Source organism: Stenotrophomonas sp. 116085_Sma, from assembly GCF_056479585.1.
On record NZ_CM151057.1, the window covers coordinates 4,630,712 to 4,650,325 of the forward strand.

At 67.2% G+C, this 19,614-nt stretch carries 18 protein-coding genes and 1 tRNA gene; 13 read left to right on the forward strand and 6 right to left on the reverse strand.

Going from position 1 to position 19,614, the window contains the following annotated elements:
- Positions 1-53 precede the first annotated feature (53 nt).
- Entirely contained in the window at positions 54-1,256 is a 1,203-nt protein-coding gene (locus tag ACZK0Z_RS21415) for a GGDEF domain-containing protein (RefSeq protein WP_286074503.1), read from the reverse strand.
- Positions 1,257-1,410: 154 nt separating this feature from the next.
- Between ACZK0Z_RS21415 and ACZK0Z_RS21420 the strand changes: the two genes are divergently transcribed.
- The 3 genes from ACZK0Z_RS21420 (at position 1,411) to ACZK0Z_RS21430 (ending at position 4,624) form a co-directional block, all read left to right on the forward strand.
- Positions 1,411-1,896 carry a DUF1203 domain-containing protein gene (locus ACZK0Z_RS21420; RefSeq protein ID WP_197632947.1) on the forward strand — a complete coding sequence of 162 codons (486 nt, stop codon included), beginning with the start codon at positions 1,411-1,413 and terminating at the stop codon, positions 1,894-1,896.
- Between the two features lie 233 nt (positions 1,897-2,129).
- Entirely contained in the window at positions 2,130-3,296 is a 1,167-nt protein-coding gene (locus ACZK0Z_RS21425) for a lytic polysaccharide monooxygenase (protein WP_049427199.1), read from the forward strand.
- A 161-nt stretch (positions 3,297-3,457) separates the two neighbouring features.
- Positions 3,458-4,624, forward strand: coding sequence for a lytic polysaccharide monooxygenase (locus ACZK0Z_RS21430; RefSeq protein WP_049427201.1), 1,167 nt, complete (start codon positions 3,458-3,460; stop codon positions 4,622-4,624).
- Between the two features lie 77 nt (positions 4,625-4,701).
- On the opposite strand, the gene ACZK0Z_RS21435 is transcribed toward ACZK0Z_RS21430, so the two are convergent.
- Positions 4,702-5,451, reverse strand: a complete 750-nt coding sequence (locus tag ACZK0Z_RS21435; protein ID WP_080354965.1) for a ferredoxin--NADP reductase — start codon at positions 5,449-5,451, stop codon at positions 4,702-4,704.
- An 85-nt stretch (positions 5,452-5,536) separates the two neighbouring features.
- Between ACZK0Z_RS21435 and ACZK0Z_RS21440 the strand changes: the two genes are divergently transcribed.
- The 5 genes from ACZK0Z_RS21440 (at position 5,537) to ACZK0Z_RS21460 (ending at position 10,326) form a co-directional block, all read left to right on the forward strand.
- The gene (locus ACZK0Z_RS21440; RefSeq protein WP_197632945.1) at positions 5,537-6,505 is read left to right on the forward strand and encodes an ATP-binding cassette domain-containing protein; all 969 of its coding nucleotides are present in this window, start codon (positions 5,537-5,539) and stop codon (positions 6,503-6,505) included.
- A complete protein-coding gene (locus ACZK0Z_RS21445) occupies positions 6,502-7,293 on the forward strand; it encodes an ABC transporter permease (protein ID WP_049427207.1) in 792 nt (263 codons plus the stop codon). Before ACZK0Z_RS21440 ends, ACZK0Z_RS21445 begins: the two co-directional genes overlap by 4 nt.
- Positions 7,294-7,502: 209 nt before the next feature.
- A complete protein-coding gene (locus ACZK0Z_RS21450; protein WP_197632943.1) occupies positions 7,503-8,270 on the forward strand; it encodes a hypothetical protein in 768 nt (255 codons plus the stop codon).
- Between the two features lie 194 nt (positions 8,271-8,464).
- Positions 8,465-9,403, forward strand: coding sequence for a 2-dehydropantoate 2-reductase (panE, locus tag ACZK0Z_RS21455; RefSeq protein ID WP_197632942.1), 939 nt, complete (start codon positions 8,465-8,467; stop codon positions 9,401-9,403).
- The gene (locus ACZK0Z_RS21460) at positions 9,400-10,326 is read left to right on the forward strand and encodes an NAD-dependent epimerase/dehydratase family protein (RefSeq protein WP_197632940.1); all 927 of its coding nucleotides are present in this window, start codon (positions 9,400-9,402) and stop codon (positions 10,324-10,326) included. The genes panE and ACZK0Z_RS21460 overlap by 4 nt, the downstream gene beginning before the upstream one ends.
- A 78-nt stretch (positions 10,327-10,404) precedes the next feature.
- Here the strand turns inward: ACZK0Z_RS21460 and ACZK0Z_RS21465 are convergent, their stop codons facing one another.
- Positions 10,405-11,202, reverse strand: coding sequence for a TatD family hydrolase (locus ACZK0Z_RS21465; RefSeq protein WP_049427229.1), 798 nt, complete (start codon positions 11,200-11,202; stop codon positions 10,405-10,407).
- Between the two features lie 68 nt (positions 11,203-11,270).
- Between ACZK0Z_RS21465 and hrpB the strand changes: the two genes are divergently transcribed.
- Both hrpB and ACZK0Z_RS21475 read left to right on the forward strand, forming a co-directional pair.
- Complete coding sequence (gene hrpB, locus ACZK0Z_RS21470) at positions 11,271-13,775, forward strand: ATP-dependent helicase HrpB (RefSeq protein ID WP_197632938.1); 2,505 nt, start codon at positions 11,271-11,273, stop codon at positions 13,773-13,775.
- 160 nt (positions 13,776-13,935) lie between these two features.
- Complete coding sequence (locus ACZK0Z_RS21475; RefSeq protein ID WP_049427214.1) at positions 13,936-14,310, forward strand: hypothetical protein; 375 nt, start codon at positions 13,936-13,938, stop codon at positions 14,308-14,310.
- A 90-nt stretch (positions 14,311-14,400) separates the two neighbouring features.
- On the opposite strand, the gene ACZK0Z_RS21480 is transcribed toward ACZK0Z_RS21475, so the two are convergent.
- The 3 genes from ACZK0Z_RS21480 to ACZK0Z_RS21490 all read right to left on the reverse strand — a co-directional run bounded on the left by ACZK0Z_RS21480 (position 14,401) and on the right by ACZK0Z_RS21490 (position 16,247).
- Positions 14,401-14,940: a pseudouridine synthase gene (locus tag ACZK0Z_RS21480; protein WP_197632936.1), complete on the reverse strand. Its 540-nt coding sequence runs from the start codon at positions 14,938-14,940 to the stop codon at positions 14,401-14,403.
- 88 nt (positions 14,941-15,028) lie between these two features.
- On the reverse strand, positions 15,029-15,280 hold the full coding sequence (locus ACZK0Z_RS21485) for a hypothetical protein (protein ID WP_238378667.1): 252 nt from the start codon (positions 15,278-15,280) through the stop codon (positions 15,029-15,031).
- A gap of 109 nt (positions 15,281-15,389) precedes the next feature.
- On the reverse strand, positions 15,390-16,247 hold the full coding sequence (locus ACZK0Z_RS21490) for a class I SAM-dependent methyltransferase (protein WP_197632934.1): 858 nt from the start codon (positions 16,245-16,247) through the stop codon (positions 15,390-15,392).
- 169 nt (positions 16,248-16,416) lie between these two features.
- Between ACZK0Z_RS21490 and ACZK0Z_RS21495 the strand changes: the two genes are divergently transcribed.
- The 3 genes from ACZK0Z_RS21495 to ACZK0Z_RS21505 all read left to right on the forward strand — a co-directional run bounded on the left by ACZK0Z_RS21495 (position 16,417) and on the right by ACZK0Z_RS21505 (position 19,567).
- Entirely contained in the window at positions 16,417-17,373 is a 957-nt protein-coding gene (locus ACZK0Z_RS21495; RefSeq protein ID WP_197632932.1) for an aldo/keto reductase, read from the forward strand.
- A gap of 643 nt (positions 17,374-18,016) precedes the next feature.
- Positions 18,017-18,087: transfer RNA gene (locus ACZK0Z_RS21500), tRNA-Gln, on the forward strand.
- A 355-nt stretch (positions 18,088-18,442) separates the two neighbouring features.
- A complete protein-coding gene (locus tag ACZK0Z_RS21505) occupies positions 18,443-19,567 on the forward strand; it encodes a slipin family protein (protein WP_049427220.1) in 1,125 nt (374 codons plus the stop codon).
- Positions 19,568-19,614 lie beyond the last annotated feature (47 nt).

The following is a 19,614-nucleotide window of genomic DNA, read 5'->3' on the forward strand; positions in this document are numbered from 1 at the left end:
TGGAGGACGTTCCTGCCGACCACGACGGGCTGCCGTGGAAGATGTGACCCAACTTACACGGGCAGCGCGTCGGCGGCGATGGGCAGAGGCGGATTCCCGGGCGGGACGGCGCAGGCCAGGCGATCGCGGCCCTCGGCCTTGGCCCGGTACAGCGCCGCATCGGCCGCCGCCAGCAGCGTGGACAGGTCGCCTTGGCCTTCGTCCATCGCCAGACCGATGCTGGCGGTGACCGTCACCGGTCCGGTGGCCAGGCGCGCCGGGCACCGCTGCAGAGCGGCGCGGATCGCTGCGGCCCCTGCCATTGCGTCGTCCTGCGTGCTGCCGGCCATCACCAGCACGAACTCCTCACCGCCGTAACGGCCCAGCAGGGCGTCGTGGCCCGGGGCACAGCGCTGCAGCAACGCAGCGAAATGGCGCAGTACCTGGTCGCCTGCCAGATGGCCCCAGCGGTCATTGATCTGCTTGAAGTGATCGACATCCACCAGCAGCAGCGCCAGCGGCTGCCCTTGTCGACGCAGGCGCTGCAGACGCGCCTGGCCATCGGTCAGCACGGCACGGCGGTTGAGCAGGCCGGTCAGACCGTCGGTGCGCGCCGCATGCCGCAGATCGACCAGCATCCGCTCGACCAGCAGCAGCACCATCGCGAAGCAGCGCGCCAGTTCCAGCATCACTCCGGCGATGTAGGTGGCGAACATCGGCGAACCGGTGCGCATGATGTCCTCGCCGGCATCCGGGGCCACCGGCAGGAACAAACGCACGGCATACAGCGCGGCTTCGGCCAGGAACACCGCCGCGGCCAAACGGCAACTGGTGCGTTGCTGGGCCGGGGCATGGCGCAGCAGCAGCCATGCGATCCAGCCATCGACAACCAGCGCAAACACGCTGAACACCTGCAGGCGCACGCCCAGGCTCGGCCACAGCACCAGGAAGGCAAAGATGCAGGCCATGAACGCGGCCGCCATCAACAACGGCCGCCACAGCGGCAATGGCTGCTCCAGGTGCAGCGCCACGCCGCGCAGCATCATCAGCGCGCACCCGGCCATCGCTGCGTTGCCGGCCAGTACGGCCGGCACCAGTGGCAGATAGGGACGCAGCGCCAGCAGGGTCACGCCCAGGGTCAGCAGCCACAGGCTGGCGGTCCACTGGCGCAGCACGGGTTGCCCGCGCAGCACGACCAGCAGCAGCGAGAACCCCACGGCAATGCCGATGCAGAGCAGGAAGCCAAGCACGGTGATGGTGCGGAAATCCAGGGACATGCAGCGCTCGTCGGCCGGGGCGGCGCGCGCATCTTAGCGCCTTGCAGCGTGATTCCTGCGGCGTTCTTCGGCTCGAGGGTGATGCCGGGTCTGAAAACGGCGAGCAGGGCCACCGGCGCATGCGCAGAATCCGCAGAAGCCCAAGGAGACGCCCATGCACGCGTGGTACCTCGGTGGCATCGACCACCGCCCCTTCCTGCCCCTGTTCGAGATGAGTGACAACGCGCTCGCTGCACTGGGAATCCAGCGTCGCTGGGCGGGCGATTCGGGAGGCCACCCCTGCCGGATCAGCCTGAGCGATCCTCCCTGCGGCAGCGAACTGCTCCTGCTGTCCCATGTACACCTGCCGTTGCACTCGCCGTATCGCGCCTCCGGCCCGATCTTCGTGCAGCGCGGCGTGACCCGTTGCGTACTGCCCGCCGGGGAAGTGCCACCTTATGTGCAGCGCCGCATGATCTCGCTGCGCGCCTACGACCGCGCAGCGTTGATGCGCAGTGCGCAGGTCTGCGCCGGCACCGAGGTCGCCATGCAGCTGGACACGATCTTCGCCGATCCAGCGGTGGCCTTTGTCCAGCTGCACAACGCGGCACACGGCTGCTTCTCATGCCAGGCAGATCGGGTTGGCATCAACGCCACGTAGCGCCACCTCCATGACGTGATCGACGGCACGCCGATCACGTGACCACTGGCGCATCCGTTCAGCACCACGTGAAGCCTGCGGGAAGGGCTTCACATGCACAGTCACGGATCGGCACTTCCATGGTTCCGCCGCCCGCACCACGACTCGATACTCGCTGTGGTGCCGCCGCAAGTCCGCTGCGCAGCGCAACGCCTGCGGTCACCGTTCCCTTTCGACGACCACAAGGATGCGCCATGTCATTCCGCTCCACACCAGTGCTGCTGGCCACCGCGTTCGCCGCCGCAGGCCTCGGCCTGGCCGGCACTGCAGCCGCTCACGGCACCATGACCACGCCGGTCAGCCGCGTCTATGCCTGCTTCCAGGGCAATCCCGAGAACCCGACCAATCCGGCCTGTGCCGCCGCCAAGGCGATCGGCGGCTCGCAGGCGTTCTACGACTGGAATGGCATCAACCAGGCCAACGCCAATGGCAACCACCAGGCGGTGGTACCCGATGGCAAGCTGTGCAGCGGCAACAACCCGACCTTCCGCGGCCTGGACGTGGACCGCAGCGACTGGCAGACCACGCCGATCCAGCCTGATGCCAATGGCAAATTCACCTTCGTGTTCAAGGCCACCGCGCCGCATGCCACGCGCGACTGGCGCTTCTTCGTCACCCGCGAAGGCTGGCAGCCGGGCAGCCCCTTGCGCTGGGCCGACCTGCAGGAATTCTGCACGCTGGGCAATACACCGCTGTCGGCCGATGGCACCTACAAGCTGCAGTGCACGTTGCCGCAGCGCAGCGGCCAGCACGTGATCTACAACACCTGGCAGCGCTCGGATTCGACCGAAGCGTTCTACACGTGCATGGACGTGCGCTTCCAGGGCGGCGGCGGCACGCCAGCACCGCAATGGCAGGATGCCGGCCCGGTCACTGCGCGCGGTGAGCTGCCGGTCGGCACGACGCTGGCGCTGCGCGTGTTCAACGCCAACGGCAACGATGTCGAGCGCGTGGAGGCCACCCTGGCCAGCGGCCAGACCGCCGCGGCACAGTGGCCGCTGGTGCTGGCACGCAGGGTCAATGCCGATGCACAGCATGCGCGGCTGGGTGTGCTCAGCAACGGCGTGATCACGCCCACCGCATCGGCCACCGCCAACCGTGTGTACCTGAAGGACGGCAACCGCTTCCAGCTCGACACCAAGGTGCCGGACCCGGGTACGCCGTCGCCGGGCGGTGATTTCGACCATGTGTACCCGGCCGGTATCGGCAGCTACGTGCCGGGCCAGACCGTGGTGAAGGGCACCGACGGCAAGCTGTACGCCTGCCGCCCGTTCCCGGAAGGTGCGTGGTGCAACGTCAATGCCGATGCCTATCGTCCGGGCACCGGCTCTGCCTGGCGGGACGCTTGGATCGCGTACTGAGATGCCCTGCGGGGAACGGCGTTTTTTCGTCGTTCCCCCTCGGAATGCGAAGTTCATCGCAGCGCAGAAAACGCACCCTTACCTTTCAAACTATTCCTATGGAGCGTGCCGGGACGCATGTCGAAACTCCGCAGGGTTCCACCACCCACAGGAGATTCCTGATGCACCTGTCCCATCGGACCGTCCTTGCACTGTCCTTCATCGCGGGTCTGGCGCTGCCTGGCAGCGCCTTCGCCCATGGCACCATGTCCAAGCCCACCAGCCGTGTCTACGCATGCTATCTGGGCAACCCGGAAAACCCGACCAATCCGGCCTGCGCCGCCGCCAAGCAGCTGGGCGGTGCCCAACCGTTCTACGACTGGGCTGGTGTCAATCAGGCTCATGCCAACGGCAACCACCAGGCGGTGGTTCCGGACGGGCAACTGTGCAGCGGCGGCAACTCCACCTATCGCGGCCTGGACCTGAACCGCAGCGACTGGGCCACCTCGCCGATACGGGCCGACGCGCGCGGTCGCTACACCTTTGAATTCCTGGGTTCCGCTCCGCACGAAACCCGTGAGTGGAAGTTCTACGTCACCCGCGATGGCTGGCAACCTGGCTCTCCCCTGCGCTGGGGTGATCTGGAAGCCTTCTGCACGCTGGGCAACGTACCGTTGTCCGCCGGTGGCGTATACAAGCTGGACTGCCCGCTGCCAAAGCGCGAGGGCCAGCACATCATCTACAACACCTGGCAGCGCTCGGATTCGCAGGAGGCCTTCTACACCTGCATGGACGTGCGTTTCGAAGGCGGTGGTGGCGTCACCCCGCCGCCGCAATGGCAGGACGCAGGTCCGGTCATCGCGCGGGGCGCGCTGGACACCGGGACCACCTTGACCCTGCGGGTGTTCAGTGCCAACGGCAACGATCTGGAACGCCCGGCGCTGACACTGAGCGCTGGTCAGACCGCAGCGAATCAATGGCCCTTGGCGCTGGCACGGCAGGTCAACGCCAACGCGCAGCACGCACGTGTGGGTGTAATGAAAGACGGGATGATCACGCCGGTCGCTTCTGCCACGGATAATCGTGTCTACCTCAAGCCTGGCAACCGCTTCCAGCTCGAAACACTGGTTCCGGGACCGGGCCCGATAGACCCACCTCCAGGTGACTACGACTTCATCTACCCGGCTGGTATCGGCAGCTATAAACCCGGCGAAACCGTGGTGAAGGGCACCGACGGCAAACTGTACGCCTGCCGTCCCTTCCCGGAAGGTGCGTGGTGCAACATCAATGCCGATGCCTACCGTCCGGGCACCGGCTACGCTTGGCGGGATGCCTGGGTCGCGTACTGAGGCAGGTTCCGGAGGCGGCATGAGGCCGCCTCCGGTACATGAGGGGGTTGCCGGCCAGCGGCCGGCACTACCCGGGCCTATTTGCTGCTGACGTACTTCTCGCGGCGGATCTGCGGGTTGCCCAGTCCGGCAGCCTTGAGCAGCTCGGCGCAGGCGTCGACCATGTCCGGGTTGCCGCACAGGTAGGCGATGTCGGTGGCCGGGTCCGGCGAGAAACCGGCCAGCGCCTGCTGCACGTAGCCATGCTGCACGTCGGGATGCGGATCGGCCGGCAGTTCGCGCGACAGGCACGGAACATAACGGAAGTTAGGATGCTTTTCGGCGAAGCTGTAGAAATCTTCGCTGTACAGCAGCTCGCCCGGGCTGCGCGCGCCCTGCAGCAGCACGATCTGCACGCCCCGCTCGGCCATGGCCGTTTCCAGCAGCGGCAGCATCGAGCGGTACGGGGTGACGCCGGTGCCGGTGGCGATCAGCAGGTAGCGGGCGTTGTGGTCGCCGGGGTTCAGGCAGAACCGGCCATAGGGGCCGGACGCATTGATCTGGCCGCCCTGCTCCAGCGCCTCGAACAGGGCCGTGGCGGCGCCGCCGGGCACGAAACTGACCGCGATATCCACCGCCTCGCCCGGGCCCAGCGCGTGGTCGTGGATGGTCGCCAGCGAGTAGCTGCGCTTGGTTTCGGTGCCGTCGGCATAGCTGAAATGGACCTGGATGAACTGGCCGGGCTGGAAATCCAGCGGCTGCCCATCGTCACGCACGAACTGGTAGTGGCCGACGGTCGGGGCCAGCATGCGGCAGCCGACCAGCTTGAGGGGGAATTGAACAGGCACGACTTTTCGGGACAGTGTGTAGCCGGGGCAAGCCCTCGGGGTCTTCTATAATAGCCCCTCCCCGCCCCCTCTCCAGCGCCAGCCCATGGGCGCGAAGGCTTCGAGCTTGGCATCCCAGAACGATATGGCGCCCGCCCTGCGCGTGCGCGACCTGCGCAAGACCTACGACAACGGCACCCAGGCCCTGAAGGGTGTTTCCCTGGAAGTGGCTCCGGGCGACTTCTTCGCCCTGCTCGGCCCCAACGGCGCCGGCAAGTCGACCCTGATCGGCATCATCAGCTCCCTGGTCAACCTCAGCGAGGGCCAGGTGGAGGTGTTCGGCAGCGACCTGGTGCGCAACCGCAGCGCCACCATGCGCCTGATCGGGCTGGTGCCGCAGGAAATCAACTTCAACCTGTTCGAGAAGCCCTTCGACATCCTGGTGAACTACGCCGGTTTCTACGGTGTGCCGCGCCCGGAAGCCGAGCAGCGCGCCGAAGAGGAACTGAAGCGCGCGCACCTGTGGGAGAAGGCCCAGGTGATGAGCCGCACACTGTCCGGCGGCATGAAGCGCCGGCTGATGATCGCCCGCGCGATGATGACCCGCCCGCGCCTGCTGATCCTGGACGAACCGACCGCCGGCGTGGACATCGAGATCCGCCGCGACATGTGGCGCGTGCTGAAGGAGATCAACGCGGCCGGCACCACGATCATCCTCACCACGCACTACCTGGAAGAGGCCGAGTACCTGTGCCGGCACCTGGCGATCATCAACCACGGCCAGATCGTCGAGCAGGGCCCGATGCGCGCGTTGCTGGCCAAGCTGGACGTGGAAGGCTTCCTGCTGGACATCGACGGTGAACTGCCGGCGCAGCTGCCGGTGATCGAAGGCGCGACGTTGACCGCCCCGGACCCGCACACGCTGGACATCGACATGCCGCGCGCGATGGACCTCAACCGCGTGTTCGCCACGCTGAACGAGGCTGGCATCCGCGTGCGTTCGATGCGCACCAAGAGCAACCGCCTGGAGGAGCTGTTCGTGCGCCTCACCGGCAACCTGGAGACTTCCGCATGAGCACCACCGAGCTGACCGACGGCCAGCGCAACCGCGTCGCACTGATGACCATCGTGCGCCGCGAAGTCGCCCGCATCATGCGCATCTGGGGCCAGACCCTGGTGCCACCGGCGATCACCATGACCCTGTACTTCCTGATCTTCGGCAACCTGATCGGGTCGCGCGTGGGTGAGATGGGCGGCTACAGCTACATGCAGTTCATCGTGCCGGGCCTGGTGATGATGAGCGTGATCCAGAACAGCTACGGCAACATCAGTTCCTCGTTCTTCGGCGCCAAGTTCGGCCGCCATGTGGAAGAGCTGCTGGTCAGCCCGATGCCGAACTGGGTGATCCTGTGGGGCTACGTGGCCGGTGCCGTGCTGCGCGGCCTGATGGTGGGCGTGATCGTGCTGATCATCGCGATGTTCTTCACCCCGGTGCGCATCCCGCACCCGATCGTGATGCTGACCACGGTGATCCTGGGCGCGACGATCTTCTCGCTGGCCGGCTTCATCAACGCGGTGTATGCGAAGAAGTTCGACGACGTGGCGATCGTGCCGACCTTCATCCTGACCCCGCTGACCTACCTGGGTGGCGTGTTCTATTCGGTGAAGCTGTTGCCGACCTGGGCCGAGGCGGCCACCCACGCCAACCCGATCTTCTACATGGTCAACGCGTTCCGCTATGGCCTGCTGGGCAGCAGTGACGTTCCGCTGCCGGTGGCCTACGGCCTGATGATCGGCTTCGTGGTGGTGCTGACGGCACTGGCGCTGTGGCTGCTGCGCCGTGGCGTGGGCATGCGCAGCTGAGTTTTGCCTGCAGGGCCTGCGGCCCCGCACCCGCTGAATCAACTTCAACGGCAACGGCAAAAGCTGACTATCCGTGGCATGGCGGGAGCCTGGTGGGTGTCGACCTTGGTCGACACTGTAGATCCACGCCATGCGTGGATGAAGCGATCTCTGTAGAGCCAAGCCGATGCTCGGCTCTTTTCGTTTGGGATTGCGGCTAGGCTGTGGCGATGAAGATCACTTCCATTCCGTTGGACAAGGCCGTGTCGGACGGCCCCATCGATGCCTTCAGCCACGCGCTGCTGGGCGATTCGCCCACGCTGGATGAGGTGCTGGGATACCTGGCCACACTGCACGCAGCTGATCCCCGGCACCGCTATCTGTGCACGCTCGATGATGCCGGTCAGTGCCGCTACACCAGCATGCACGCGTCAGACGACGCGCGCATCGCGCTGTACGAGGACGAAGACCCGGCAACCCCCGACGATGCGTTGGCGGCACGCGAGCGGTTGCTGGCGCATGTCATCGCGCAGCTCGAGCATTCCTCTCATCGGCTGGAATGGAGCGCGCTGGCAGGCACACTGATGTGCAGTGACGCAGACATCGAGGCGCTGGTTGCTGCCAATGCCGCGCCAGATCTGATCGTCGACGAGGTGGTCTGCGTGCAGCAGGTACCCGTGGTCCGTGACGACCTGCTGATCGCCGCCCTGCCCAATGGCTACTTCAGCGCCGACTGGGACATCTTCCAGAACCATGCCCTGATCCGGCACCTGCAGGAACACCATGGCTACCGCCTGTTCGGGCTTGGCGCATCGTGGTTGGGCTTCCAGCGCGACAGCGCGCCGTTGCCTGCGGAAGCGAGTGCTCTGGTCACGGATCTGCAGCACATCTTTGCCACAGGAAGGGACGACACCTGGTCGCACCTGGCTGCGACGCTGGCCACCCGCACCACGCTTCTGCTGGGATACACCGAAGACTTCAGCGAGCAGCTGCGCTGAGCACCGCTCTGCATGGGCGAGCGCAGCGAGCGACCCGCTTCCGCCCTTGAACTGCTTCACGCGGTGGCGGTGGCCGCGCCGGGCCAACCCCACTGAACAGTGCTTTCCGCGAACCACCACGGGGTGCACCGCCGTTGGCCGCAATCTCCGGCACAATCGCAGTTCTGATTCCCCCAGAACACGGTGAACCTGCAATGCGCATCCTGATCCTCGGCGCCGGCGGTACCGGCGGTTACTTCGGTGGTCGACTGGCCCAGGCCGGCGTGGACGTGACCTTCCTCGTGCGCCCCGCCCGCGCAGCGCAGCTGGACCGCGATGGGCTGGTCATCCACAGCCCGATCGGCGATGCCTGCTTCCCGGTGCAGCACGTGACCGCCGAGGCACTGCCCGCGCTCGCCGCGGAGAAGCCGTTCGATCTGGTCATTCTCAGCTGCAAGGCCTATGACCTGGACAGCTCGATCGATGCCATCGCGCCGGCAGTCGGTGCGAACACCACCGTGCTGCCGATCCTCAACGGCCTGCATCACTACAACGCACTGGATGCGCGCTTCGGTCGTGAGGCGGTGCTCGGCGGCCTGTGCTTCATCAGCGCCACCAAGGCCGCCGACGGCGCCGTGCTGCATCTGGGCAAGCCGGCCAAGCTCACCTTCGGCGAGCGCGATGGCGGCGCGATCTCCGCGCGCGTGCGCGCCTTCGCTGCCGCCTGCGCACAGGCCAATCTTGATCACCTGGCCAGCGAGCACATCGGCCAGGAGCAATGGATCAAGTACACCTTCCTGACCGCGCTGGCCGCAGCCACCTGCCTGCTGCGTGCGGACATCGGCACCATCGTCGCTACCCACGATGGCGAGGCGATCGTGCGTGGCCTGTACGACGAGTGCCTGGCCGTGGCCGAGGCCGCCGGTGAACCGATTCCCGAAGCCGCGCAGGACAACGCGCGCGGCACCTTGACCCAGGCCGGATCTGCGCTGAAGGCATCGATGCTGCGTGACCTGGAGGCCGGCCAGCAGGTGGAGGCCGAGCAGATCGTCGGCGACATGCTGGCGCGTGCGCGCAAGGCCGACCAGGAAGCCCTGCTGCTGCAGGTCGCCTACAGCAGCCTGCAGGCCTACCAGGCACTGCGCAGCGCGTGAGCTTCGCGTTGCAGGCCAACGCACTGCCAGCGCGGGTGCTGATCCTCGGCCTGGGCTGGAGCGGATGCGTGCTGGCCACGCAGTTGCAGGCACGTGGCGTGCAGGTTGCTGGGACGGTGCGCGATCCGGCAGCGGCGCCCGATGACGGTCTTCGTCGGTATCGGTTGCAGGCCGACACCGCACCTTCGCCCGATCTGCTCGAGGAGATCGCACACGCCGATGCCGTGCTGTGCAGCGTGCCGCCCGATGCCGAGGGCGATCCTGCCTTGCGCCTGCTGCTGCCCGCGCTGTTGGCCAGCCCAGCACTGCGCTGGGTCGGCTATCTGTCGTCCACCTCGGTGTATGCCGATCGCGCCGGAGGTTGGATCGACGAGCGCAGCGCGGCCGACGCCACCGACGCGGCCGGCGTGCAGCGCCTGCTCGCGGAAGCACAGTGGCGTGCACTGGCCGGACAACGCGGCATCGCCTCGGCGGTGTTCCGCCTGCCAGGCCTGTACGGACCGGGCCGCAATGCGCTGGTGCAGTTGTCACAGGGCCGTGCACGCCACGTGGTTCGCCCGGACCAGGTGTTCAACCGACTGCACGTGGATGACCTGGCAACCGTCATCATAGCCGCAATGCGGCGACCGGCCCGGCAGGGTCTCTACCTGCCCAGCGACGACGAGCCCGCACCGCCGCAGGATGTGCTGGCCTTCGCCGCGAAGCTGGGCGGGTTTGCGCTGCCGCCCGCCGTGGCCTGGGATGACCCGGCACTGAGCCCGACGCTGCGACGCTTCTACGAGAGCAACAAGCGCATCGACAGCCGGGGCACGCGTGAAGCGCTGGGGTGGGCGCCACGGTTTCCGACGTATCGGGAAGGGCTGAAGGACCTTGCCGCTTCGCTCGCCGGGCATGGCCCGGCGCTACCGGACAGCGCTTTGTAGAGCCGAGCCCATGCTCGGCTGCTCTCCGTGTCCGTCGCGCTGCGCGCGATGAGCCGAGCATGGGCTCGGCTCTACGGATCAACCCGCGTCGGGCAGACGGAAGAACGTGCGCGCGGCCGCCGTGGCATTGGCCGCGGTCAACGCAACGTCCTCGCCACGGTCACGTGCCAGCTCTTCCACGATGTGCGACAGGAACATCGGTTCGTTGCGGCGATCCTTCGGCATCGGCTTCAGTGTGCGTGGCAGCAGGTACGGCGCGTCGGTCTCGATCATCAGGCGGTTGGCCGGGATGTTCTTCACCAGTTCGCGCAGGTGCGCTCCACGGCGCTCATCGCACAGCCAGCCGGTGATGCCGATGTACCAGTCCTGGTCCAGGTAGTCGAACAGTTCATCGCGTTCGCCGGTGAAGCAATGCACCACCGCCGGGCCGATGCGACCTTCGAAGTTCTTCATCTGTGCCATGAAATCGGCATGCGCGTCGCGCTGGTGCAGGAACAGCGGCTTGCCATTGTCCGCGGCCAGCTGCAGCTGGCGCTCGAACGCACGGTGCTGGGCCGGGCGCGGCGAGAAATCACGGAAGTAGTCCAGCCCACACTCCCCCACCGCCACCACTTCCGGATGGGCGTGCAGCGCGCGCATCTCGGCATCGCATTCGTCGGTGTATTCCACCGCATGATGCGGGTGCACGCCGGCGGTGGCATACAGGAAGCCCGGATGCTGCTGCGCCAGCTGTACCGCCAACGGCGAGTGCTCGCGGCTGGCGCCGGTGATGACCATCTGCACCACGCCGGCCTGGCGCGCACGGTCCAGCACGGCATCGCGGTCGCGGTCGAAGGAGTCGTGGGTCAGGTTGGCGCCGATATCGATCAGGTGCATGGTCATCGCGGGGGAAAAGTGCCCGCGCATTGTACCTGCGCCGGCCGTGGCCCCTTATCCTTTGCACAATGAACGCCCCGCTCTTCCCGATTTCCCCGCTGCTGCCACAGATCCAGCAGCACCTGGCTGCGCAGCCGCGGCTGGTGCTGGAAGCCCCACCCGGCGCAGGCAAGACCACCCAGGTGCCGCTGGCGCTGCTGGACGCACCGTGGCTGCAGGGCCGGAAGATCATCCTGCTGGAACCGCGCCGGGTGGCTGCGCGCAGCGCGGCGCTGTTCATGGCACGACAGCTCGGTGAAGAGGTCGGTGGCACGGTCGGCTACCGCATCCGCTTCGAGAACAAGATCTCGGCACGCACCCGCATCGAGGTCGTCACCGAGGGCATTCTCACCCGCATGCTGCAGGACGACCCGATGTTGGAAGAGGTCGGCGCGATCCTGTTCGACGAATTCCACGAACGCCACCTCAGCGGCGATCTGGGCCTGGCACTGGCGCTGGACGTGCAGGCACAGCTACGCGATGACCTGCGTCTGGTGGTGATGTCGGCAACGTTGGATGGCGAGCGCTTGGCACGCTTCCTCGATGCGCCGCGACTGAGCAGCGAGGGCCGCAGCTACCCGGTGGCGATCAGCCATTTCCCGGCGCGCCGCGATGAGACGCTGGAACTGCAGGTGCGCCGCGCGGTGCAGCAGGCCCTGGCCGATCACCCCGGTGACCTGCTGGTGTTCCTGCCCGGCCAGCGCGAGATCGCGCGGGTGCAGGCCGGCCTGCAGGAATCGCTGGATGCCGGCGTCGAAGTACTGGCCCTGCATGGTGAGCTGCCGGTGGAACAGCAGGCGCGCGTGCTGCAGGCCGCCAGCGACGGCCGCCGCCGCGTGGTGCTGGCCACCAACGTGGCCGAGTCGTCGGTGACCCTGCCCGGCGTGCGCGTGGTGATCGACAGCGGCCAGGCACGCGAACCGCGCTACGACCCCAACAGCGGCTTCACCCGGCTGGACGTGGTCTCCATCGCCCAGGCGTCGGCCGACCAGCGCGCCGGTCGCGCCGGTCGCGTGGCCGAAGGCGTGGCTTGGCGGCTGTGGCCGCAGTCGCAGCGATTGGAGCCGCAGCGCCGGGCCGAGATCGACCAGGTGGAACTGGCCGGACTGGCACTGGAACTGGCCGCTTGGGGCAGCAGCGACCTGCGCTTCCTCGATCCACCACCTGCCGGCCCGATGGGCGCCGCCCGCGAACTGCTGCAGCGGTTGGGCGCATTGTCCAGCAGTGGTGCGATCACCGCACTCGGCCGCCGCGTACTGGCGCTGGGTACGCACCCACGGATGGCGGCGATGCTGCTGGCCGCGCCCGATGCACGTTCGCAGGCGCTGGCCGCCGATCTGGCCGCGCTGCTGGAAGCGCGCGATCCGCTGCGCCAAGGCGGTGACGCGCTGGCGAGCCGCTGGCGCGCACTGGCCGCGTTCCGCAATGGCCGCACACCGGGCGATGCCAACCGTAGCGGGCTGGCCGCCATCGATGCCGCCGCCAAGCAGTGGCGTCGCCGCCTGCGCTGCGAAGCCACGCCGCCGGCCAGCATCGAGGCCCATCAGCTGGGTGACCTGCTCGCTCACGCCTTCCCTGATCGGATCGGCTTCCAGCATCCCGGCGATCCACTGCGTTACCTGCTGGCCAATGGGCGCAGCGCGCGCCTGCACGAGCTGAGCGACCTGCGTGGCGAACCGTGGCTGGTGGCCAGCGAGCTTCGCTTCGAGGCACGCGATGCGCTGCTGCTGCGTGCCGCACCGGTGGACGAAGGCCAGCTGCGCAGGGCGTGGCCGGAGCGCTTCGTCACCGAAGATGTGGTCCGCTGGGACAGCGAGCGCCGCGCCCTGGTGGCCCTGCGCGAGACCCGTTTCGACCGCATCGTACTGGACAGCCGCTCGGCCGGCCGGGTCGATCCGCAGCACGCCGCGCAGGCGCTGACCGACGCGGTGGCCGAGCTCGGCCTGCAGGCGCTGCCATGGACCGAAGGCCTGCGCCAGTGGCAGGCACGGGTGGAATCACTGCGGCGCTGGATGCCGGAGTTGGATCTGCCCGACTGCAGCGACGCGGCCCTGCTGGCCAACCGTGCGCAGTGGCTGCAGCCCGCGTTCGCCGGCAAGAGCCGTCTGGATGCGCTGGACGAGTCCAGCTTCGGCGAGGCGCTGAAGTCGCCGCTGGAGTGGTCGCAGCGGCAGCTGGTCGAGCGCCATGCGCCGACCCGCATTACCGTGCCGTCCGGACTGGAGCGGCCGATCACCTACGAGTTGGACAGCGAAAGTGGCGAGCCCTTGCCACCGGTGCTGGCGGTGAAGCTGCAGGAACTGTTCGGCCTGGCTGATACGCCGCGCATCGCCGATGGGCGCGTGCCGCTGACCCTGCACCTGCTCTCCCCCGGCGGCCGCCCGTTGCAGGTCACCCAGGACCTGCGCAACTTCTGGGAAAGCACCTACGCCGAAGTGAAAAAGGAAATGAAGGGGCGCTACCCGCGGCATCCGTGGCCGGATGATCCGTGGACCGCGACGGCCACGCACCGGGCCAAGCCGCGCGGAACCTGAAGGGCGGGGTCAGAGCCGTTTCCCAACGGAAAGGGATCCGACCCACCCTGCCTGATCCTGAATGGCTACGCTAAAGTCACACCGCCTGCGGCCCCGACTGACATACCGTTTACGGGCAACACGCGACACTGGACTTCGACCCGAGGCAAAGGACCCCCGCATGAGCAAGCTCACCGTAATCACCGACCGCGCTCTGGAGCGCGCCCTGGAACTGGCCCACACCGCCGGCGATGGCCTGAAGAGCGCCGGTGGCAGCCTGCGCAATGCGGACTGGATCAAGACCGGCGCCGCCATCGGCGCAGTGAAGACCGGCGGCAAGGTCGCCACCAAGTTCGCACGCCGCAACCCGGCCGTGACCATCGCCGCTGCTGCCGTCGGTGTCGGCCTGCTGGGCTATGCGCTGTACCGCAAGCAGCAGAAGAAGAAGGCTGCCAATGGCCACGTGGTGAATGGGCAGGCGCAGCGCATCAACGCACGTGACCGCCGCAACGACACCGTGGTGGACGAGCACAGCGATATCGGCAGCGACGCCTGAGTGTGACCGACCGGGTCAGAGCCCTTCCTGCGGAAGGGATCTGACCCCGAGCCAGGGCCGGATGCCGCGAGGTATCCGGCCCTTTCTGTTTCAGCCGATCTGCCGCCACTGCCCCGGCTGCAGGTCGTCCAGCCGGTAGGGTCCCATCGAAGCGCGGACCAGGCGCAGCGTCGGCAGGTTCACCGCCGCGGTCATCCGCCGCACCTGGCGATTGCGGCCCTCGCGGATAGTGATCGCCAGCCAGGCATCGGGGACGGTCTTGCGGAAGCGCACCGGCGGATCGCGTGTCCACAGCGACGGCGCCGGATCGAGGCGCTCGATCTTCGCCGGCAAGGTCGGCCCGTCATTCAGCTCCACCCCATCGCGCAGCCGTTGCAGCTGCTCATCGCTGGGCGTGCCTTCCACCTGCACCCAGTAGGTCTTGTCAGCCTTGTGCCTGGGATCGGTCAGCTTGTGCGCCAGCGTACCGTTGTCGGTCAGCAGCAGCAGGCCCTCGCTGTCATGGTCGAGCCGGCCAGCGGCGTAAACACGCGGCGGCAGGCCGAACCCGGCCAGGGTCGGCCGCGGCGGCACGCTGCGGTCGGTGAACTGGCAGAGCACGTTGAAGGGCTTGTTGAAGGCGATCAGCATTGCGGGCACGGCGGGCGGCGGATGAGGCATTGTCCCACGCCGCGCTGCCCGCTCACCGGGCATCGCTTTGGCCGAGGCTGCGGCGGGATCAGCCGAAGACCTTCCACTCCAGCAGGAACGAGCCCAGCACCAGCGCGATGCCGCAAGCCGCGATGATATTGGCCCGGCGCCGCAGGCGAACCGGCGGCGGATTCGTGGCACGCGCGCGTTCCTCCAGCAGCGCACCGGCGAACAGCACGGCAAACCCCACCGTCGCCACCAGGTCGTAGGCATGGCCACCGTAGAACACGAAATCAATCAGCCGCGCCAGCACCAGCACGGCCACGGCGATGTAGAACACTTTCTTCAACAGTCCACTCCATGGGTAGCGCCGGGCCATGCCCGGCGGATGCACATTGCGTCGATTGCCACGCCGCTGCGCTCGCCGGGCGTGGCCCGGCCCTGCCGATTTACGGCTTGATGAAGCGCAGGGTCATGCGGTCGCTTTCGCCGATCGCCTGGTACTTCGCATCATCGGCCTTGTCGTGCTGGTTGGTCGGCGGCAGCGTCCAAACACCGTTCGGGTGGTCCTTGGTGTCGCGCGGGTTGGCGTTGACCTCGCTGCGCGCATCCAGCTTGAAGCCGGCGGCCTCGGCCATCGCGATCACCTGCTGCTGGCCGACATAGCCGGTGTCATCGTCGTCGGCCACATCGGCCTTGGCGCGATGCTCGACCACGCCCAGGACGCCACCCGGCTTGAGTACATTGAAGAAGCCCTGGAACATGCCCTGCGCCTGGCCGGCCTTGCGCCAGTTGTGCACGTTGCGGAAGGTCAGCACCACGTCGGCTGAATTGGCCGGGCCGAACACCGGCTTCGCCGGATCGTAGGCCACCACGGCAGTCTTGCCGAACTGCGCCGGGGCGCCGGCGTACTTCTTCTCCAGGCTGTCGCGGCTGCGCTGCTGGTAGTCACGGCCGCGGCCTTCGGGCACGGCCATCGGGTCGACCACGGCGGCGACGTAATGACCCTTGTCATGCAGCAGCGGCGCCAGGATCTCCGAGTACCAGCCGTTGCCGGGGGTGATCTCGATGACGGTCTTTTCCGGAGCCACCTTGAAGAACGACAGCGTCTGCGCCGGATGACGGAAGCCATCGCGCTTGATGTTGTTGGCATCGCGGGTGGGCGCCTTCACCGCCGCCTCGATGGCCGGCGAGACCTCGATCTTCGCCGGCGCGACCGTGGCCGGTGCGGCGAACGCGGGAACAGCAGCAAGCAGGGCCGAAGCAAGCAGCAGGCGGCAGCCACGCAGGGACGAAGCAGGCATCATCGGGACGACTCCAGCGGAAGATGCGGCGAGACTAGCAGTCGCAGCGTCCAAGGTGTTCACAAAACGTTAGCGGCGTGCGCATCGCGGAACACTGTTTTGTGGTCGCCGCCGCAGCACGGTCACACATCGCGTTCTATTCTGGAGCACTTCCCCCAAGGAGTCCGTGCCCATGACGGCAACCCGCGAACTGGGCCGTTCCGGCCTGCATGTACGTCCGCTCGCCTTCGGTGGCAACGTGTTCGGCTGGAGCGCCGATGAGAAGGCCAGCTTCGCCCTGCTCGATGCCTTCGTCGACGCCGGTTTCAATCTGGTCGACACCGCCGATGTGTACTCGGCCTGGGTGCCGGGCAACGCCGGCGGCGAATCGGAAACACTGATCGGCAAGTGGTTCGCGCGCAGCGGCAAGCGTGACAAGGTGGTGCTGGCGACCAAGGTGGCCAAGTGGGCCGAACGCCCCGGCCTGACCCCGGACAACATCACTGCGGCGGTCGAGGATTCGCTGCGCCGCCTGCAGACCGACGTGATCGATCTGTACCAGGCCCACGAGGATGACGAGTCGACGCCGCTGGAAGCCACGCTGGCTGCGTTCGGCCGCCTGATCGAAGCCGGCAAGGTACGTGCGATCGGTGCCTCCAACTACAGCGCCACGCGCCTGGCCGATGCGCTGAAGGTGTCCACCGACTACAAGCTGCCGCGTTACGAAACCCTGCAGCCGGAGTACAACCTGTATGACCGCGCCGGCTACGAAAAGGAACTGGAACCGCTGGTGCAGCGCGAGCAGATCGGCGTGATCGGCTACTACGCGCTGGCCAGTGGCTTCCTCAGCGGCAAGTACCGCACGCCGGCCGATGCGGCCAAGAGCCCGGCGCGTGGCGAGACAGTAGTGAAGCGCTATCTGAACCCGCGCGGCCTGCGCATCCTGCAGGCGCTGGATGACGTGGCCAGCAAGCACGGCGCCAGCGCTGCGCAGATCGCACTGGCCTGGCAGATCGCACGGCCGTCGATCACCGCGCCGATCGTCAGCGCTACCAGCGTCGAACAGCTGCACGATCTGCTGGCGGCGGCGAACGTGTCGTTGAGCGTGCAGGATGTCGCGCAGCTGGATGCCGCCAGCACGGAAGCCTGAGTTGCAGTGCCGGCCGCTGGCCGGCATTGCACAACAGCGAAGAAAATAATTGAACAAAATAGTTGCGCACGACTAAATCGTGGTTTATCGTGCGCACCTCGTTTCAACAACCACTGGAAACTTCCCTTGAACGCGCATTCCGTCGCCACCGCCAAACTGCTGCCATGCCTGCGCATGGACGTGCTGGCGCGCGCGTTCTGCAAGGAAGTCCAGCTGACAACGGCCTGATACCCGCCCTGCGGAGATCGGCCACCCCGATCTCCGAGGCCTGACGACGCCCTCGGAACGCAAGTCCCGGGGGCGTTTTCATTTGCGTCGGCGCAAGGACCGGCGATGCCAGAACTGCACCCCACGCGGCAACCCGCCGCTCACTGACCCAGGTTTTTCCGCCCCACCGGAGGATTTTCTCCGCGTGCACGGCAACGCCTGGACATTATCTGCATCGCACCCAAACATTATCGCTCGCGATAATGTCGGTGGCCTGCACCCTCGACTACCAACGGTCCCGTTTCAACCACGGGCTGGTGCGCGCGGCATTGCCGTGGCGTATGCCGGAGGTCGCGGACATGCCATCGCCTGGATCGCCTGCTGGAGGCAGGCGCCGGTTCGCCGGCACGCGGTTCGATTCCGCGCGGTTCACCACTGGATAGCTCAGTCGGGTAGAGCAACGGACCCTGATTCCGTCTGTCGTGGGTTCGACTCCCACTCCAACCACATGACCTTCCACGTCATGACGTAAAGCAACACCCGGGGCGCACGCCCCAGCGGCCATCGTCGCCGGTCCTGCGAACGCCTTCGGGCGTTACAGGAAGGGCAACGGACCGCACGCCGGGCCTCGGCCCGCCGTCAATGCCAGCCACGTTCCGCCCCGGTGCTGCCTGCCGGGAACGACGACGGCAGCACTGCCGGTGCACCGAAGGCTCCGCGCGCGGACCGTCCGCCGATGGCCGCCCTCTTCCGCTGCCTGCACGTGGTGTGCACGCGGCCTCGCCACGACCTGATCGACCCGGGTCCTGGCGATTCATCCGCAACGGGTCGAACCACCAGAGCCATACAAGGAGAGACTCCCATGTTCTGGACCATCAAGGTCGTGATCGGCGACGGCGAGCGCGGCCTGGTGTATCGCAACCGTCGTTTCCAGCAGATCCTGCTGCCGGGTGTGCACCGCCTGTCGCTGTTCGGCGGCCGCCCGCAGGTGGACATCCACAACGCATCGAAGGGCGCGGCCTACTCCGGCAGCGACCAGGACAGCCTGATCGAAGCGCTGGGCGCGACGCTGGACACGCACTTCGTGCTGGCCAACGTCGGTGCCGGCGAGGTCGGCCTGCTGCTGCGCAACGGCCGCATCGACGAGGTGCTGCCGCCGGGCAGCCGCCGCCTGTACTGGCGCGGTTCTGTCGACACTCAGGTGCGCGTGATGGCACTCGGTGACGAGCCGCGCGTCCCGGCGGACGTGCAGCAGCGGCTGGGCCAGCTGGGCGTGCTGCCGCGTGTGGCGGTGATCAGCACCGTGCCGAGCGAGTCGGTGGGCCTGCTGTTCATCGATGGCACGCTGCGGCAGACGCTGGACGCCGGCCTGCACGCGTTCTGGAACTTCAACGGCAACGTGTCGGTGGAGCGTGTGGAGCTGCGTGCGCGTTCGCTGGACGTATCCGGCCAGGAGCTGCTCAGCCGCGACAAGGTGACCCTGCGGGTGAACCTGGCCGCGACCGTGCAGGTGGTCGACCCGGTGCGGGCACACCGCTCGCTCAGCAATGCTGATGAGTTCATCTATCGGCAGCTGCAGTTCGGCCTGCGCCAGGCGATTGCCGTGCGCAGCCTGGACGAGCTGCTGGGTGACAAGGCGGCACTGGACGGTGAGATCGCCGCCCATGTGCAGGCCGCGATCGAGGGCCACGGTGTACGTCTGCTTGGCGTGGGCATCAAGGACGTGATCCTGCCGGGCGAGATGAAGGAGATCCTCAACGGCGTGGTGCTAGCCGAGAAGCAGGCCCAGGCCAGCGTGATCCGCCGCCGCGAGGAGGCCAATGCCACGCGTTCGCAGCTCAACACCGCAAAGCTGATCGAGGACAACCCGGTGCTGATGCGCTTGAAGGAGCTGGAGGCGCTGGAGAAGGTCACCGAGAAGATCGACAAGCTCACCGTGTTCGGCGGCCTGGATGGCGTGCTGAAGCAGCTGGTGACGATCAGGTAGGGGGTAGCGGCGGCGCAGGGACGCGCCGCCGGCCCATCAAGGACATA

Bases quoted from the DNA above. Each gene is read 5' to 3' on its own strand.
- ACZK0Z_RS21415 (WP_286074503.1), bottom strand. From the start codon at position 1,256: ATGTCCCTGGATTTCCGCACCATCACCGTGCTTGGCTTCCTGCTCTGC.
- ACZK0Z_RS21420 (WP_197632947.1), top strand. From the start codon at position 1,411: ATGCACGCGTGGTACCTCGGTGGCATCGACCACCGCCCCTTCCTGCCC.
- ACZK0Z_RS21425 (WP_049427199.1), top strand. From the start codon at position 2,130: ATGTCATTCCGCTCCACACCAGTGCTGCTGGCCACCGCGTTCGCCGCC.
- ACZK0Z_RS21430 (WP_049427201.1), top strand. From the start codon at position 3,458: ATGCACCTGTCCCATCGGACCGTCCTTGCACTGTCCTTCATCGCGGGT.
- ACZK0Z_RS21440 (WP_197632945.1), top strand. From the start codon at position 5,537: ATGGGCGCGAAGGCTTCGAGCTTGGCATCCCAGAACGATATGGCGCCC.
- ACZK0Z_RS21445 (WP_049427207.1), top strand. From the start codon at position 6,502: ATGAGCACCACCGAGCTGACCGACGGCCAGCGCAACCGCGTCGCACTG.
- ACZK0Z_RS21450 (WP_197632943.1), top strand. From the start codon at position 7,503: ATGAAGATCACTTCCATTCCGTTGGACAAGGCCGTGTCGGACGGCCCC.
- panE (WP_197632942.1), top strand. From the start codon at position 8,465: ATGCGCATCCTGATCCTCGGCGCCGGCGGTACCGGCGGTTACTTCGGT.
- ACZK0Z_RS21465 (WP_049427229.1), bottom strand. From the start codon at position 11,202: ATGCACCTGATCGATATCGGCGCCAACCTGACCCACGACTCCTTCGAC.
- hrpB (WP_197632938.1), top strand. From the start codon at position 11,271: ATGAACGCCCCGCTCTTCCCGATTTCCCCGCTGCTGCCACAGATCCAG.
- ACZK0Z_RS21475 (WP_049427214.1), top strand. From the start codon at position 13,936: ATGAGCAAGCTCACCGTAATCACCGACCGCGCTCTGGAGCGCGCCCTG.
- ACZK0Z_RS21480 (WP_197632936.1), bottom strand. From the start codon at position 14,940: ATGCTGATCGCCTTCAACAAGCCCTTCAACGTGCTCTGCCAGTTCACC.
- ACZK0Z_RS21490 (WP_197632934.1), bottom strand. From the start codon at position 16,247: ATGATGCCTGCTTCGTCCCTGCGTGGCTGCCGCCTGCTGCTTGCTTCG.
- ACZK0Z_RS21495 (WP_197632932.1), top strand. From the start codon at position 16,417: ATGACGGCAACCCGCGAACTGGGCCGTTCCGGCCTGCATGTACGTCCG.
- ACZK0Z_RS21505 (WP_049427220.1), top strand. From the start codon at position 18,443: ATGTTCTGGACCATCAAGGTCGTGATCGGCGACGGCGAGCGCGGCCTG.